The following is a 15,592-nucleotide window of genomic DNA, read 5'->3' as shown; positions in this document are numbered from 1 at the left end:
AGGCTATTACGGCGCTCGGAGCGGTTAGCATCGTGCCATGCCCACCCCCGTCGTGCTCGTCCACGGCCTCCGCGGCTCGAGTGCCGAGTGGGCACCGCAGCGCGACATCCTCGAGGCCCACGGGCATCCGGTGGTCGTGGTCGAGCTTCCCGGGCACGGGTCCCGCATCGGTGAGCCTTTCTCCATCGGTGAGTCCCTGGTCACCGTGGCGGATGCTGTGCGCTCACTCGGCACCTCACCGGTGTTCATCGTCGGGCGCGGCCTCGGCGGCCATCTCGCGGTCGAGTGCGGCTCGCTCATCGACACCGTCGGCGGGGTCGTCGCGGTGGGTTGCGGCACCCAGGCCCTCAGCTGGGTGCTCGACAGCTACCGGATCGCGTCCACCAGCACCCACCACATGCTTCCCGACAGAGGCGCCTCCTTCAGCAGCGCCGCATCCTCCGCCTTCGTGCGTGCGGGTTCGTCGGGCGCAGTCGCCCCATCGGAGCACTTCGCCGACACGCTCCGCCAGCTCGACGCGCTCGACACCCGGCAGGCGCTGTCCCGGCTCGAGGTGCCGGTCTGGCTGCTCAACGGCCGGTTCGACCGGTTCTGGATGCAGGAGCACGCGTTCCTCGCCGCCGCACAACAGCACCGGCTCGTTCGGCAGCCCGGGGTGCGGCTTGCCGCTCGATTCCGTCGCCCGGTCGAGACCGCCCGGCTGCTTCTCGGCATCCTCGATGGACGCTATCCGACACGCTCCCCGCTCACATTGCCGGATCGCTGACGCACTGGTATCGTTGATGGTTGGCTTGCGCGAAGCGTTTGGTACCCGAATGACTTCGCGAATCGCAGCCCGGATCCCCAGTTATGGAACCGGTTCGCGGCTGCCCTCAACCGTTCGAACCACAGAGAAAGTTAGACATTGGCAAACATCAAGTCGCAGATCAAGCGCATCGGAACCAACAAGAAGTCCCAGGACCGCAACAAGGCCGTCAAGAGCGAGGTCAAGACCGCTGTGCGCTCCGCGCGCGAGGCCATCGTCGCCGGTGACGCCGCCACTGCCGCCACCGCTCTCGCGCTCGCGTCGAAGAAGCTCGACAAGGCCGCAAGCAAGGGTGTCATCCACAAGAACCAGGCCGCGAACCGCAAGTCGGCCATCGCCAAGCAGGTCGCTGCACTCTAAGCACCAGACTTACCGAAAGCCCGTCACCGTTCGCGGTGGCGGGCTTTCTGCACTGCGCGGCGGGGGCTTTGCGCGGGCGTGGCTGGCCAGGGCGCGTGGCCGGGGTTCGCGAGAGGACGTGTGCGGATGAATGTTCACAGGTGAACGTGCGCGGCTGGGCGTTCGCGAGTGAATGTTGCCACTCGAACCATCGTTCCCGAATCTTCGCGTTCGCCGGTGCGCTTCGACATTCCCTGGCGCCGAGAACGGCCCAAAACCTGCTGTTCAACGCTCCAGTTGCCCACAGAGTGATGTTGGCAGTGCGGTGCCGCCGATGGTCGCTGCCTGTCACCGTGCGGGACCGACCCGCCTCGACCCCCGGCACACCACACAGCGACAGCGATTGCGACAGGCCGACACCGATCGCGCTAGGACGTACCGCGGGTGCTGATCACCCCGACGAGGCGCTCGAGCACGAAGACCGGATCGCGACCCGCGCCCTTGATTGCGGCATCCGTCTCGGCGAGGAGTTCGATGCACCGGCCGAGGCCGCGATCGTCCCAGCCCTGCAGGTCGCGACGGGCACGATCGACCTGCCAGGGTGCGAGTCCGAATTGCTGGGCGAGTTGGGCGGATCCTCCGCGAGCCCCGGAGATCTTGGCCATCGTGCGGAGCTTGCTCGCGAAGGCGGCGACGATCGGCACCGGGTCGGCCCCGGACGCGAGAGCATGCCTCAGCAGGATGAGAGCGTCACCGCGCCGACCGGCGATCGCGACATCCGCGACCCGGAAGGCGTTGGTCTCGACCCGGCCGGAGTAGTACTTCTCGACCGTGACCTCGGTGATCTCCTCGCTGGCGTCGGCCATGAGCTGCTGGCACGCCGCGGCGAGTTCGGCGAGGTCGTCGGAGAATGCCCCCGCGAGCGCCCGGAGGGCACCGCTCGTGATGCGGCGATTCTCGACAGCGAACTCCGCAGCCGCGAAGTCGAGCTTCTCGGAGTCCTTCTTGAGATCGGCACAGACGATCTCGATGCCGCTGCCGAGGCCGCCGCGGATCGCGTCGAGCAGCTTCTTGCCGCGTACTCCCCCGGCGTGCCGAAGCACCAGGTAGGTGTCGTCGGCCGGCGATTCGAGGTACTGCAGGGTCTCTGCGATGAAGGCGTCCGTGCACTTCTCCACGCCGGTCACCCTGATCAGGCGCGGCTCGCCGAAGAGTGAGGGGCTGGCCAGGGTGATGAGCTCGCCCGGGCCGTAGCCGTCCGCCTCGAGATCGCTGATCTCGAGGCTCGGGTCTTCCGCCTTCAATATCTCCCGAAGCTGGCGGATGGCGCGCTCGGCGAGGAAGTCCTCGGTGCCGGAGACGAGTACGACGGCGGCCGGGCGCACGCGATCCCAACCGAGCTGCGGGATCGAAACCGCCGCTTTGGTCGTCTTCGGTGCTGACTTCGGTGATGCCCTGCCTGCCACTGGACTCCCTGCATCGCGTCACCCTGAACGGCTGTCGTCCCAGTTTAATGCGACACCACCGACACCATTTGCACGGTGCGCAGCTCCGCTAGCGCGACACCGCCTTACCGGCAGGAAGCGGATGCTCGGTCCAGACGATCACCCCTCCACCCGGCGACGGCGCCAGCAGCACCATCCCCTCGAGATCGGTGCGAGCCGGCAGGGTGCCGGTGTCGGCGAGGATGCCGAGAAGCAGGTCTGTCGGATGCCCGTAGCCGTTATCGAGGCCGACGCCGATAACTCCGACCGTGGCACGCAGCGCCGCATACAACGCCGGGTTCTGGTCGGCCGACCCGTGATGAGCGACCTTGACGACATCCACCGGACCGATGCGATTCGCCGCCATCAGGAGCGCCTGCGGATGATCGCCGAGGTCACCGAGGAAGATCGATGACAGGCAACCGGTCAGGCAGGCCCCGACTCCGGTGAATCGCAGCGTCACGCTCGCATCGTTGCCCGGCGCGACCGATCCCAGCCGCGCGCGCGGCCAGAGGACCTCCCAGCCCAGCTCGCCGAGAACGCCCGACTGTCCCTGACTCCCCTGCCTCACCACTGCTCCGGCGTCGGCCAGCCGGCCGCCGATCGCAGCAGCGGGAGATCCGTCGGTCGGCCCGATCATCGCCCGGGTGACCCGTCCGAAGACGGCGGAGGTGCCGCCGACGTGATCGAGGTCCCAGTGCGTGAGTACGAGAAAGTCGATGCGTCCGATCCCCAGCTCGTCGAGGCATCGGCGGAGACGCTTCGGGTCGCGCCCTGTGTCCACGAGGGCGACCTGGCCGAGACTGCGAACGAGCACCGCATCGCCCTGCCCGACGTCGCACACGGCGATCTGCCAGTCTCCCGGACGGGAGAGGCGTTGACGGAGTTCGTCCCCCGCAGCGATGCCTCCTGCTGCGACGAGGAGGAGCGCGAGGGCGAGCGAAGAGATCCGGCGGGCCGGACCCGCCCTGCGCAGGAGCGCGACCATCAGCGCCAGCACCGTTGCCACCGCGATCGACGCGACCCCGAGTATGCCCTGCGCCCAGGGAATGGCCGCGCCCGGCAGCCCCGCGAAGAATGACGCCACCGCCGCGATCCACGCCGCCGGAAGCCAGGCGAGGGTGGCGATGGCCTGCCCGACAGCGGGCAACACCGGCAAGACCACGCACGCGATGAGCCCGAGCACCGTCGCAACCGGGGCCGCGGGCTCCGCCAGGACGTTCGCGACGACCCCGTAGGTGGGGATGCTCGGATTGAGGAGGATGAGAACCGGCTGGCAGGCGAGCTGGGCGGCCAGCGGGATGGAGAGTATCGCCGCGAGCCACAGCGGCATGAACCGGGACATCAGCCGGGCGAGCGGGCCGGACAGTACGAGAAGGCCACCCGTTGCGAGCACCGAGAGGATGAAGCCGTAGCTGTGCGAGAGCCAGGGGTCGTGCGCGAGCAGCACGAGGCTCGCCAGAGCGAGGATCGGGATGCCCCGAACCGGCCGCCCCCGTGCAAGGGCGACGAGCACGAGGGCGGCCATGACTGCCGCTCGCAACACACTGGGCTCGGGGGTCACGAGCACCACGAACCCCACCAACACGACGACGGACACGCTGACCCGCCACACCCGCGGGAGGCCGACGGCGGCTCCCACGAGCATCACGAGCGCGATCACGACGGCGCAGTTCGCACCCGACACCGCGGTGAGATGACTCAGTGACGTCGCCTTCATCGCGGCATCCAGCGGGAGACCGACGGCGCTGGTGTCCCCGATGGCGAGGCCGGGAAGGAGATCGCCGCCGTCCCCGGGCAGTGCGGCGGCGGCATCCCGGAACCGGCTGCGCAGGCCGTTGGCCCAGTCGAGGTACCACGGCGCAGGCGACTCCACCCCAACGTCCCGCGCGGCGAAGAACCGGAAGGCGACGTCATCCGTCGGATCCGATGCGGCAAGGGTGCCCGCGATGCGCACGGTCGCTCCGATGCCGATCGTCTCGCGCGGGTTATCGGCGAAGACAGTCACCGGGATGTCCACGCTGCTCGCGACCCCTCCCAGCGTCACCGAACCGAGAATCGCCGAGAACATCGCCTGTCGTTGGCCGGACCCCACTGCCTCCCCGCCGGGCAGCACCGTCTGGCTGACCGTAGCGGTCGCCGTGACGAATCGACCGGCGTGCGCGGCTGCGACCAGTGCCGCGGGCTGCCGGTCTGGCGCACGCTGGGCCGCGACACTCACCAGGAGGCCGCTGGCGGCGATGGCGACCAGAAGTCCGCCGACCAGCGCCCGACGGTGCCCGCACAGGAAACGGGCGGCAAGCACGAGGAGAGCCGCGGCGCCCCAGAGGAGCAGAGCGGCGACCGGAAGCAGCCGCGGGATTCCGAGCAGCACTCCGACCGTCACCCAGGCGACCACCACCGGCACCGCGAGGCGGAGGTCGACGGTCGCCACGCCGCCGGGAAGCAGGCCGCCGGGAACCGCGCCACCAGTCATAGGGTCACCAGGTCCTTGAGCGACTCGAAAGTCTTCTCCCCCACGCCGGTCACGCTCAGTAAGTCTTCGAGCGCGGCGAACCGCCCGTTCTTGGTGCGCCAGTCGATGATGCGTTTCGCCATGGCCGGCCCCACTCGAGGCAATGTCTCGAGCGCGGTCTCGTCCGCGGTGTTGATGTTGACCTTGCCGCCGGCTGCCGTCGTGCCGCCGGGTGCGGCGGCGGCCGGCACCTCACCGATGTGCGGCACGACTACCTGTTCGCCGTCGACGAGGGGGCGGGCGAGATTGAGTGCCGACCGGTCTGCCGTGTCGGTGAATCCGCCGGCGGCCGCCACCAGATCGACCGCCCGGTCCCCGTCGGTGAGGAGATAGAGACCCGGCTTCGCCACCGCACCGAGGATGTGGAGGTAGATCGTGGCCCCAGCACCGGACCGCGCCCCGCTAGTGGCCCCCGGCGAGGGCGATGCCGTCGAGGGAGTGATGGACTGGGTCGTGCCGTGCGACCCGAAGGCACTCACGAGCACCGCGATACCGAGGCCGACGAGCACGAGCACGATGGCCGCACCTACCCCGACGCGCGAGCGCACCGGCCTGCGCGCGACGAGCAGGGCGGGTTCCATGCCCGAAGGCTAGAAACTCCTCGCGCGGCGGGTCACCGCGACGGTCGCTGCTGGGGAGAAGTCGGCAGCGACCGGTACGGCAGAGGACTGGACGAGCGCTACTGCTTCGTCGCGATGTTCACGATGCGCGGGGCCCGCACGATCACATTCACCACGGTGCGATCGCCGACCGCGCGCACGACTCCGGCGGATGCCAACGCGAGTTTCTCCAGGTCGGCTGGATCGATCTTCGGACTGACCTCTGCCTTGTCACGTACCTTGCCATCCACCTGGAAGACCGCGGTCACGGCGGTCTCCACGAGGAGGGTCTTGTCGGCCTTGCGCCAGCCGAACAGCGCGACGGGTGGCGGGTAGCCGAGCTGCTCCCACATCTCCTCCGCGGTGTAGGGCGCGAACAGCGAGAGTCCGAGCGCAACGGTCTCCGTCGCCTCGCGCACCGCGGCATCCCCTCCCCCCGCTCCGCTGTCGATCACCTTGCGGGTGGCGTTGACGAGCTCCATCAGGCGAGCGACAACCACGTTGAACTTGAAGGACTCGATGAGGCCGGGAGCCTCCGCGAGGAAGTGGTGGGTGACGCGGCGGAGCGCTTGGTCGCCGGTGCGCCACTCGATCTCCGGAGCGCTGGTGACATCCTGCGCAAGACGCCAGGCACGCGCGAGGAACTTCGCCGAACCCGCTGGCGAGACATCCTCCCAGTTGATGTCGTCTTCCGGCGGCCCCGCGAAGACCATCGTGAGGCGGATCGCGTCGACCCCGTGGGCGCTGATCTCGTCTCCGAGGTTCACTCCCCCGCGGCTCTTCGACATCTTCGAGCCTCCAGAGAGCACCATCCCCTGATTGAGAAGGGCGCTGAACGGCTCGGTGAAACTGACGTAGCCGAGGTCGAAAAGCACCTTGGTGATGAAGCGCGCGTAGAGGAGGTGGAGGATGGCGTGCTCGACCCCGCCGATGTACTGGTCGACCGGGGCCCACTTGTCGGCCTCCTTCGGATCGAAGGCCCGACTGTCGTCTCCCGGGCTGAGGAAGCGGAGGAAGTACCACGAGCTGTCGACGAAGGTGTCCATGGTGTCCGGATCGCGACGCACGGCACGGCCGTCCGGCAGGGTGGCGTTCACCCACTCCTCGGCTGCGCCGAGCGGCGAGACGCCCTTGGGCTGCAGGTCGAGACCCTCGGTCGACGGCAGGCGCACCGGCAACTGGTCCTCCGGCACGGGCACGAGCTCGCCGTCCTCCGTGTGGAAGATCGGAATCGGCGTGCCCCAGAACCGCTGGCGCGAGATGAGCCAGTCGCGCAGTCGATAGTTCTTCGACGCGCGGCCGTTGCCCGCCGCATCCAGCTGTTCGGTGATGCGCTTGATCGCATTGGACTTGCTCAGCCCATTGAGGGATCCCGAGTTGATCATGCGACCGTCACCGGTGAGCGGGATGCCTGTGTGGGCAGGATCGAGCGGCGGCAGATCGTCGGGCAGCTCGGCCTCACCGGTCTCCGGGTTGATCGGCAGCACGGGGATCGCGCCCGTCACGGGCTGGTTCGTGTCGAGCACCACGCGCACGGGGAGGTCGAACTTGCGAGCGAAGTCGAGGTCGCGTTGGTCGTGTGCGGGCACTGCCATGACGGCCCCGTGCCCGTAGTCGGCGAGCACGTAGTCGGCGGCCCAGATGGGAATGCGTTCGCCGTTGATCGGATTCACCGCGAAGCGGTCGAGGAAGACGCCGGTCTTCTCCCGGCTGGCATCCTGGCGCTCGATCTCGGTGGTCTTCTGCACCTGGACGAGGTAGTCGGCGAAGCGGGCGCGCACGGCATCCGTCGACCCGGCCACGAGCTCTGCCGCCAGATCAGAATCCGGCGCGACGACCATGAAGGTGACGCCGTAGAGGGTGTCGGGGCGGGTGGTGAAGACGGTGATCTTCTCCTCACGGCCTTCGATCACGAAATCGACATCCGCGCCCTTGGAGCGGCCGATCCAGTTTCGCTGCATCGCGAGCACCTTCGGCGGCCACGATCCCTCGAGCTGGTTGAGGTCGTCGAGCAAGCGGTCGGCGTAGTCGGTGATCTTGAAGTACCACTGGGTCAGCTTCTTCTTCACCACGACCGCACCGGACCGGTCGGAGGTACCGTCGGGAAGCACCTGCTCGTTCGCGAGCACGGTCTGGTCCACCGGATCCCAGTTGACCCACGAATCCTTGCGGTAGGCGAGCCCCTTCTCGTACATCTTGAGGAACAGCCACTGGTTCCACTTGTAGTACTCAGGGTCGCTCGTGGCGATCTCGCGGTCCCAGTCCACCGAGGTGGCGTACTGCTTCATCGAGGCGGACTGCTGCGCGATGTTCGCATAGGTCCACTCGCGGGGATCGACTCCGCGCTTGATCGCGGCGTTTTCGGCCGGCAGCCCGAAGGAATCCCAACCGATCGGGTGGAGCACGTTGAATCCCTGCTGGCGCCAGTAGCGCGCGAGCACGTCTGCGAGGGCGAACGCCTCCGCATGTCCCATGTGTAGGTCGCCCGAGGGGTAGGAGAACATGTCGAGGATGTACTTGCGCGGTCGCTTGTCGTGGGGGTCGTCGGTGCGGAACGACTTCAGTTCGTCCCAGCGCGGCATCCACTTCGCCTGAAGCGCAGCAGCGTCGTAACGGGGACCATGGTCGGTCGTCCGGTCCCCGACGTCGTCACCGGTGGAGCGGTCGTCTGCGGTGCGATCTTCTGCCACGAAAGTCTCAATTCATTTATTCACGGGAGGCGGCCGGATCAGACCACGGCCAGTATCCAAGGCTACCGAACCCAGCCGCGAGCAATCGCATCCGCCCTGGGTCAGGGAGACGGGACCACACCGAGGACGGCGAGAAGCACCGCGGACTTGAGCTTCACCTCGGCGAGTTCCTCGATGGGCACGGAGAGCGCGGTGATGCCACCGCCGGTTCCGATCGACGCTCCGTCGGCGTCCAGCAGGATGCTGCGGATCACCATCGACAGTTCGATGCGTCCGTCGAGACCGAAGTAGCCGAACGCCCCGGCGTACACTCCCCGGGCACGATGCTCCAGCCGGTCGAGGATCCTGACCGCACTGTGCTTCGGGGCGCCGGTCATCGAACCGGCGGGAAAACATGCGCGCACGGCATCCACACCCGTCAGCCCGGCCGCAAGCCGACCGCGAACCGTGCTCACCAGCTGGTGCACATGAGCGTAGGACTCGACGGCGAGAAGCCGCGGAACGGTGACGGATCCGACCTCGCTCACCCGGCCGATATCGTTGCGCATCAGGTCGACGATCATCAGATTCTCGGCGCGTTCCTTCTCGCTACCGAGGAGCTCGGCCATCAGCGCAGCATCCGACTCCGCGGTGTCTCCTCGGGGCCGCGTGCCCTTGATCGGCTGCGATTCGATAGTGCCGTCCGGTGTCACCGTGAGGAAGACCTCGGGCGACGAGCTCAGGAGAGCCACTGCCCCCGCCCGGAAGTAGGCGCCGTGATGACTCGGGCTCGCGGACCTGAGGGCAAGATAGGCGGCGAACGGTTCGGGTGTCACCGCCACCCGAACCTCGGTCGTGAGGCAGAGTTGATAGGCGTCGCCCGCCTCGATCGCGGCCTGGCACTCGCCGATCATGCCGAGGTACTCCTCGTCGGAATCGGCCCAGACAGCCTCCGCCCGCGGCAGTGAAGCGGCGCCGGCAGCGGGCGCGGCCGGCGCGAAGGCACCGATCGCCCGGGCGCGCATGTCCTCGACGGCGGCCAGGTCCAGTCCGATCACCGAGATGGCCTGTGCCGCGTGATCGAACACGATCGCGAGGTCGACGAAGAGAAGCGAGGCGTCCGCATACCGCGGGCGGTGGGCGGATGCCACCCCCATGGTCTGCGCGTGCAGCCCATACCCCAGCCAGCCCACCCAACCGAGCGGGCCCGATCCGTCGAGGCCTTCGGCTCCCGCTAAGTCTTCGCGCAGGAAGTCCAGCACTCGCCCGTGCCGGGTCTCACCATCCACGGTGATGGTGTTGTCCGCCACGGACGCCGAGAGTGTCCTCGAGCCGAATCCGAGGCAACTCATGCCCTCGGCGGCATGGATACCGGAGTCCAGCCAGACGGCACTGCTGCGCCCCGCGAACAGCACGCCGGCGAGCCCGGCCGGGTCGATCCAGCCGGGCAGCGGAGATTCGTGGACCGGGTGGCGCATACCCTAACTCTATGAGCGAGTCATCGATCCACCGTTGGCACGACGGCGGATTGGTGCCGCTCGACTACTGCGACATGGCCGACACGACGATCGCCGCGGCGGATTCCTGGCTGGTCAGCGACGGCTCCACCCTCGCTCTCGATCTCCACCGCCAACGTTTCTTCGAGGCCGCGGACGGCCTCATCGACGATCTCGACCGGTTCTGGAGCGCGTCCATCGCGGCGATCCCGCGCACCGGCGACTGGTTTCCCCGTGTCGAGGTGCAGCTGCGGAGCGGTGCCGCGCTCGCGGTGCTGCGGCTCCGCACTGCACCAGAACTGACCCGATCGGTGCGGCTCGCGACTCATCACGGGGCGGACCCCCGCTCCGCCCCGCGCACCAAGGGCCCCGACACTGCGGTCCTGCTGCGCATCCGCACGGAGGCTCAGGCCGCCGGGGCCGACGAAGCTGTAATCCTCTCGCCCGATGGATTCGTCATCGAGTGCGCCTACAGCGCGATCCTCTGGTGGCGCGGCGATGTGCTCTGCGCCCCCTCGGCGGAGCTCGACAGGGTGGACAGCGTGACGGCGCGCTCGACGATCACCCTCGCGACCGCGCTCGGGATCGAGGTCTACTACGAGTCGGTCGTGCCGGCCGAGTTGGACGGCTGCGAGATCTGGGCGCTCAGCGCCCTGCATGGCATCCGCATCGTCACCGAGTGGATCGACGGCCCTGCGACGGCCGAACTGCCCGGCAGGCTCGCTACCTGGCGGGCGCGTCTCGAACGGTTGAGAAGGCCGCTCCCTTAGCCTTCAGACCGATTCGGATGTGTGCTGGCTAAGCTCACGAACGTGAACGACGTCCTCACCTGGATCCTCGACACGGTGCGCCATGTCGATCCCCTGCTCCGCGTGCTGATCGCGGGCGTCGGGATGCTCCTGGAGACCTCGATCCTCATCGGCCTCATCGTGCCCGGCGACACGATCGTGCTGGTGTCCGCCACCGGAATCGCCGACTGGCCGCAGTACATCGCGCTGCTTCTCACCGTGATCGTCGGCTCGCTCACCGGGGAGAGCATCGGTTTCGCGCTCGGGCGCTTCTTCGGTCCGCGCATCCAGGCGTCGCGGCTCGGGCAGAGGCTCGGCGAGCGCAACTGGGTGCGCGCCGAGACCTACCTCGACCGGCGGGGAGGCATCGCCGTTTTCGTGTCGCGCTTCCTTCCGGTGCTTCACGCGCTCATCCCGCTGACGGTCGGCATGAGCACCATGCGCTACCGCAAGTTCCTTGCCTGGACCGCGCCGGCCTGCATCCTGTGGGCCGGCGCCTATGTGTCGGTCGGCTGGTTGGCGGCCGGGTCCTACCGACAGCTGTCGACCCAGCTCCACTTCGCGGGCTACCTGTTCGCCGGCTTCATCGCGGTGTTCCTCGTGATCGTGCTCCTGGTGAAGAAGGCGATCACCCGCGCAGAGGCCCGGCATATGCTGCGCGAGGAGACCCAGACAGACGAAGTGCCCGGGCCGTAGCCCGGGCACTTCTCAGATTGTCTCAGACTGCCCGCGCTACTTGAGCAGGCCGTTCTTGGTGAGCCAGGCCTTGGCGATGACCGGTGCCGACTTCTGGTCGGTCACGCTCTCCGCATTCAGGCTGACCAGATCGGACTGCGAGAGCTTGGCATCCACCGCATTCAGGATGTCCGCCGCCTTCGTCGTGACCTTCTTCGAGACGATCGGAGCAACGTTGTCCGGGAAGAACAGGTTGTCCGGGTCCTTCAGCACGACGAGGTTGTCGGTCTTGATCAGCGGGCTCGCGGTGTAGATGTTCGCGAGCTGGATCTTGTCGTCGAGCAATGCCTTCACGGTCAACGGTCCACCGCCGTCTTCGATGGCGGTGAGGCCGGCGGTGGTGACACCGTACTTGGCCTTGAGTGCATCCGGGCCGTACGGGCGTGTCGCGAGCTCCGAGTTGCCACCGACCAGGATCGGGTCGGTCACGTTCTTCAGCGACGCGATGTCGGTGAGCTTCCACTTCTTGGCGAATTCCGACGTGACCGTCCAGGAGTTCTGGTCGGCCGCTTCGGCCTTGTCGAGCACGCGAAGGCCGGTCGGCAGCACCGACGCGAGGTCCTTCGCGACGTCGTCGGCAGATCCACCCGCCGCCGTCTTATTGAGGGCCTGGTCGAGGCTTCCGATGTACTCCGGGAACACATCGATCTTGCCCGATTCGAGCTCGGGCAGGTAGACCTCGCGCTGGCCGATCTTGAACTGGCGGTCGATGGTGAACCCGCCGTTCTCGAGCGCCTGCGAGTAGATCTCCGCGATGATCTCGTTGGAGTAGTAGTCCTGCGATCCGACGACGAGCGTCGTCTTGGCGCCCGAACCCGAACCCCCGGAGATGGGGTTACTCGACGCGCACCCTGAAAGGGCTATTGCTGCCCCAACCACGACTGCGCCGAGTGCGACGAGCCGGCCTTTTCTTGCTGTGAACATGTGACTGCTTCCTTACTGTGAGGGGATTTAACCCAGGGCCGTGCGAGATCGGGTTGACTTCACGCGGACATCTTGAGGTTGCCCGGCGGTGACCCCGGCGGGCACCACCAGCCTTTGGACGATGCTGAACAGCACTTCGGAGAGGATGGCGAGGAGGATCACGATGATCGATCCCGCCAGCATCTGCGGGTAGTCGTTGGTCTTGAGACCGAGGAAGATGAAGTGCCCGAGACCGCCGCCGCCCACGTAGTCCGCGAGCGTCGCCGTCGCGATCACCTGCAGCGACGCAGTGCGCAGGCCGCCGATCAGCAGCGGCAGCCCCAGCGGCATCTCGACCCGGCCGACGATCTGTAGCTCGGTCATACCGACGGCGCGGGCGGCATCGATGGCCCGCCGATCCACAGCCTCGAATCCCGAATACGCCCCGGCCAGGATCGAAGGGATGGCAAGCACGACGAGCGCGATGAACGGGGCGAGCAGGCCGACGTTCACGGCGAGGGCGATGATGATCAGGAGCCCGAGGGTCGGGAGGGCGCGGATCGCACCGGACGCCCCTATCGCCAGCGAACGCCCCCGGCCGGTGTGGCCGATGACATACCCGAGCGGAATCGCGATGATCGAGGCGACCACGAGCACGCCGAAGCTGATCAGGAGGTGTTGAGCAACCCGGGTGTCGATGCCGTCGACTCCCCCGTAGTGGGCGGGATCGAGCACCCAGAGGATGCCCTGCACGAAGAGATTCATGCGGTCACTGCTCCACGCGCCCGACGAAGCTCGCGACGGACGCCGCGGCCGGAAGTGACCGCAACCCACGGCATGAGCACCCGGCCGAGGAGCACGAGGAGCCCGTCGATACCGAGGGCGATGATGATGGTGAGCACGATCCCGGTGAGGATCTCTACCGCGATGCCGCGCTGGAACCCGTCGGTGAACAGAGCACCGAGGCTGTCGATACCGATCACCGCCCCCACCGTCGTGAGGCTGATCGTGCTCACTGCCACGACCCGGATGCCGGCGAGGAGCACCGGACCGGCGAGCGGGAGCTCCACCCGGAAGAACTGGGACCGCGCGGAGAATCCCACCGCGGTGGCGGACTGGCGGATGTCCGGGTCGACCGAGGCGAGACCATCGGCGGTCGTGCGCACCATGAGCGCGATGCCGTAGAGCGTGAGGGCCACCACGAGGTTCGCCGAATCCCGCAGGCCGGTGCCGAGGATCAACGGAAGGATGATGAACAACGGAAGGGACGGGATGGCGTAGAGCAGGCCGAGGACGGTGAGCAATGTCCCGCGACTCCAACGGTAGCGATTCGCCACCCAGCCGATGGGTACGGAGATGACGAAACTCAGAATGATCGGCGGGATGGCGATCAGGAGGTGCGAGACGATCAGCTGGCCGATCAGGTCACCGTTGTTGAGCAGCCAGTTCACCGCGCTGCTCCGCCGGATCCGCTGACGAGGCCGGATCCGCTGACGAGGCCGGTTCCGCTGACAAGGCCGGATCCGCTGACAAGACCGGGTTCGCCGACCAGCCCGGACTCGCCCACAAGCACGCCCGCGGCGCGGCCCTCGGCATCCACCAGGATGTCGCCGGTCGGGGTGCGACGGATGCTGAGCGCCCGCTTGCCCTTCTCGGCCCCGATGAAGCTGGCGACGAACTCGTTGGCCGGCGCCGAGAGGATCTCGGTGGGCGAACCGACCTGCGCGATGCGTCCGCCCTTCTCGAGGATGACCACCTGGTCGCCGAGGAGGAAGGCCTCATCGATGTCGTGCGTCACGAAGACCACCGTCTTGTCGAGTTCTCGCTGGAGACGGATGAGCTCGGTCTGCAGCTCCGCCCGCACGATCGGGTCGACGGCACCGAAAGGCTCGTCCATCAGCAGGATGTTCGGGTCGGCCGCGAGCCCGCGGGCCACCCCGACGCGCTGCTGCTGTCCGCCGGACAGCTGGCTCGGGTAGCGATCGGCCAGCGCCCGATCGAGGCCGACGGTGTCGAGCAGGCGCAGCGCATCCTCTCTCGCCTGCTTCTTGGGCACCCCGTTGAGCACCGGGACGATCGTGACGTTGTCGATCACCTTGAGGTGGGGAAGCAGACCGGAGTTCTGCATGACATAGCCGATGCGTCGGCGCAGGGCGACCGGCTCGAGCTTCGAGGTGTCTTCGCCATCGATCTCGATGGTGCCCGACGACGGGTCGACCATCCGGTTGATCATGCGCAGCAGGGTGGTCTTGCCCGATCCCGACGACCCGACGAATACCGTCGTCTTGCGGGAGGGCAGCACCAGGCTGAAGTCTTCGACCGCGAGCGTGCCGTCGGGGAATTGTTTTGTGACGCTGCGGAACTCGATCATGGGGGCGGCTCATTCCTCGTGGGCTACACGAATCGACACTTGCCGGACTTTTTTCTAGCTAAACACTATTCTCGACAACCGTCATTCTCGGTTGCGGAAGATTACGAATAGCTGACGTACCCGGATGACGCGGTGAACCGAACCGTACGCCAAGAGAGACCCGCGGCCTAGACCTGAGTGGGATCTCCGTAGAACCCTGTCAGGTAGGCCTTCGACAGGGTCATCGCTTCGTCGATGAGCTTCGAGTCGCCCTTCGAGTCGTAGGTGAACGCGCGTGCGAGCAACGAGTCGGAGACGACGATGACGACCTCGAGGCGGTGGGCCAGGTCGTCGATCGGAAGTCCAAATCGCTCGGAGAGCGCCGTTGCGGCCGCAGCGGCCACCACCGTGCTCCCCGACTGTGACGAGAGCGCCGGGCGCACATCGAGAACATCGCCGAGACGAAGGGAACGGTAACCGGGCAGCGTGCGGAAGGCACCCGTCATCCCGACGATGCAAGCGCTCACCGCGTCCCACCAGGTGTCATGGGCCGGGTCGAGGATCGTCGCCCGCGTGCCATCGACGAAACCGCCGAGGGACCGGGCACTCAGACTCTGGAGCACAACGATGCGGTCGGGGAAATAGCGGTAGACGGTGCCGATGGAGGCACCCGCACGCTCGGCCACCATCGCGGTGGTGAGTCGCTCGTAGCCGATCTCGTCGATGATGGCAGCGGCGGCGTCAAGGAGGCTCGCAAGCCGCGCCGTGCTGCGCGCCTGGACCGGTTCGTTGCGCAACAGAGCGCTTCCGTCCGAGGAAATGTCCGTAGGGTTCTGATCCGCCAATGCAACTCCTCGATTTATGTCAGTCCGAATACTATCGCGCCCCCGAGACGGGGGCGCGAACTAT

14 protein-coding genes are annotated in these 15,592 nt (G+C 67.3%); 4 read left to right on the top strand and 10 right to left on the bottom strand.

From position 1 onward, the window contains the following. The first annotated feature begins 37 nt into the window (after nt 1-37). Together ACVXZ4_RS07325 and rpsT are read left to right on the top strand one after the other, a co-directional pair. A complete protein-coding gene (locus ACVXZ4_RS07325; protein ID WP_461797575.1) occupies nt 38-766 on the top strand; it encodes an alpha/beta fold hydrolase in 729 nt (242 codons plus the stop codon). Nucleotides 767-904: 138 nt separating this feature from the next. Then, complete coding sequence (rpsT, locus tag ACVXZ4_RS07320) at nt 905-1,165, top strand: 30S ribosomal protein S20 (protein ID WP_461797574.1); 261 nt, start codon at nt 905-907, stop codon at nt 1,163-1,165. Between the two features lie 407 nt (nt 1,166-1,572). Here rpsT and holA read toward each other — a convergent pair whose 3' ends face one another. The 5 genes from holA to ACVXZ4_RS07295 all read right to left on the bottom strand — a co-directional run bounded on the left by holA (nt 1,573) and on the right by ACVXZ4_RS07295 (nt 9,889). After that, entirely contained in the window at nt 1,573-2,610 is a 1,038-nt protein-coding gene (gene holA, locus ACVXZ4_RS07315) for a DNA polymerase III subunit delta (RefSeq protein ID WP_461797573.1), read from the bottom strand. 88 nt (nt 2,611-2,698) lie between these two features. Further along, the gene (locus tag ACVXZ4_RS07310) at nt 2,699-5,104 is read right to left on the bottom strand and encodes a ComEC/Rec2 family competence protein (RefSeq protein WP_461797572.1); all 2,406 of its coding nucleotides are present in this window, start codon (nt 5,102-5,104) and stop codon (nt 2,699-2,701) included. Next, nucleotides 5,101-5,724 carry a helix-hairpin-helix domain-containing protein gene (locus ACVXZ4_RS07305; RefSeq protein ID WP_461797571.1) on the bottom strand — a complete coding sequence of 208 codons (624 nt, stop codon included), beginning with the start codon at nt 5,722-5,724 and terminating at the stop codon, nt 5,101-5,103. The genes ACVXZ4_RS07310 and ACVXZ4_RS07305 overlap by 4 nt, the downstream gene beginning before the upstream one ends. A gap of 98 nt (nt 5,725-5,822) precedes the next feature. Further along, entirely contained in the window at nt 5,823-8,432 is a 2,610-nt protein-coding gene (gene leuS, locus ACVXZ4_RS07300) for a leucine--tRNA ligase (protein WP_461797570.1), read from the bottom strand. 101 nt (nt 8,433-8,533) lie between these two features. After that, entirely contained in the window at nt 8,534-9,889 is a 1,356-nt protein-coding gene (locus ACVXZ4_RS07295) for an anthranilate synthase component I family protein (RefSeq protein ID WP_461797569.1), read from the bottom strand. An 11-nt stretch (nt 9,890-9,900) separates the two neighbouring features. Here ACVXZ4_RS07295 and ACVXZ4_RS07290 point away from each other — a divergent pair, with 11 nt between their 5' ends. Next, nucleotides 9,901-10,677 carry an aminotransferase class IV gene (locus ACVXZ4_RS07290; RefSeq protein ID WP_461797568.1) on the top strand — a complete coding sequence of 259 codons (777 nt, stop codon included), beginning with the start codon at nt 9,901-9,903 and terminating at the stop codon, nt 10,675-10,677. A gap of 42 nt (nt 10,678-10,719) precedes the next feature. After that, nucleotides 10,720-11,391, top strand: a complete 672-nt coding sequence (locus ACVXZ4_RS07285) for a DedA family protein (protein ID WP_461797567.1) — start codon at nt 10,720-10,722, stop codon at nt 11,389-11,391. A 36-nt stretch (nt 11,392-11,427) separates the two neighbouring features. Here ACVXZ4_RS07285 and ACVXZ4_RS07280 read toward each other — a convergent pair whose 3' ends face one another. The 5 genes from ACVXZ4_RS07280 to ACVXZ4_RS07260 all read right to left on the bottom strand — a co-directional run bounded on the left by ACVXZ4_RS07280 (nt 11,428) and on the right by ACVXZ4_RS07260 (nt 15,528). Then, complete coding sequence (locus ACVXZ4_RS07280) at nt 11,428-12,354, bottom strand: ABC transporter substrate-binding protein (protein WP_461797566.1); 927 nt, start codon at nt 12,352-12,354, stop codon at nt 11,428-11,430. A 27-nt stretch (nt 12,355-12,381) separates the two neighbouring features. Then, nucleotides 12,382-13,098 carry an ABC transporter permease gene (locus ACVXZ4_RS07275; protein ID WP_461797565.1) on the bottom strand — a complete coding sequence of 239 codons (717 nt, stop codon included), beginning with the start codon at nt 13,096-13,098 and terminating at the stop codon, nt 12,382-12,384. Beyond that, complete coding sequence (locus ACVXZ4_RS07270; RefSeq protein ID WP_461797564.1) at nt 13,095-13,784, bottom strand: ABC transporter permease; 690 nt, start codon at nt 13,782-13,784, stop codon at nt 13,095-13,097. Before ACVXZ4_RS07270 ends, ACVXZ4_RS07275 begins: the two co-directional genes overlap by 4 nt. Continuing rightward, nucleotides 13,781-14,704 carry an ABC transporter ATP-binding protein gene (locus ACVXZ4_RS07265; protein WP_461797563.1) on the bottom strand — a complete coding sequence of 308 codons (924 nt, stop codon included), beginning with the start codon at nt 14,702-14,704 and terminating at the stop codon, nt 13,781-13,783. The genes ACVXZ4_RS07270 and ACVXZ4_RS07265 overlap by 4 nt, the downstream gene beginning before the upstream one ends. A gap of 167 nt (nt 14,705-14,871) precedes the next feature. Further along, entirely contained in the window at nt 14,872-15,528 is a 657-nt protein-coding gene (locus ACVXZ4_RS07260; protein WP_461797562.1) for a TetR/AcrR family transcriptional regulator, read from the bottom strand. Between the last annotated feature and the right edge of the window lie 64 nt (nt 15,529-15,592).

Source organism: Lacisediminihabitans sp. FW035, from assembly GCF_054880895.1.
This window is presented reverse-complemented; position numbering and strand designations above follow the sequence as displayed.

Bases quoted from the DNA above. Each gene is read 5' to 3' on its own strand.
- ACVXZ4_RS07295 (WP_461797569.1), bottom strand. From the start codon at position 9,889: ATGCGCCACCCGGTCCACGAATCTCCGCTGCCCGGCTGGATCGACCCG.
- ACVXZ4_RS07325 (WP_461797575.1), top strand. From the start codon at position 38: ATGCCCACCCCCGTCGTGCTCGTCCACGGCCTCCGCGGCTCGAGTGCC.
- ACVXZ4_RS07265 (WP_461797563.1), bottom strand. From the start codon at position 14,704: ATGATCGAGTTCCGCAGCGTCACAAAACAATTCCCCGACGGCACGCTC.
- ACVXZ4_RS07275 (WP_461797565.1), bottom strand. From the start codon at position 13,098: ATGAATCTCTTCGTGCAGGGCATCCTCTGGGTGCTCGATCCCGCCCAC.
- ACVXZ4_RS07280 (WP_461797566.1), bottom strand. From the start codon at position 12,354: ATGTTCACAGCAAGAAAAGGCCGGCTCGTCGCACTCGGCGCAGTCGTG.
- ACVXZ4_RS07310 (WP_461797572.1), bottom strand. From the start codon at position 5,104: ATGACTGGTGGCGCGGTTCCCGGCGGCCTGCTTCCCGGCGGCGTGGCG.
- ACVXZ4_RS07290 (WP_461797568.1), top strand. From the start codon at position 9,901: ATGAGCGAGTCATCGATCCACCGTTGGCACGACGGCGGATTGGTGCCG.
- ACVXZ4_RS07305 (WP_461797571.1), bottom strand. From the start codon at position 5,724: ATGGAACCCGCCCTGCTCGTCGCGCGCAGGCCGGTGCGCTCGCGCGTC.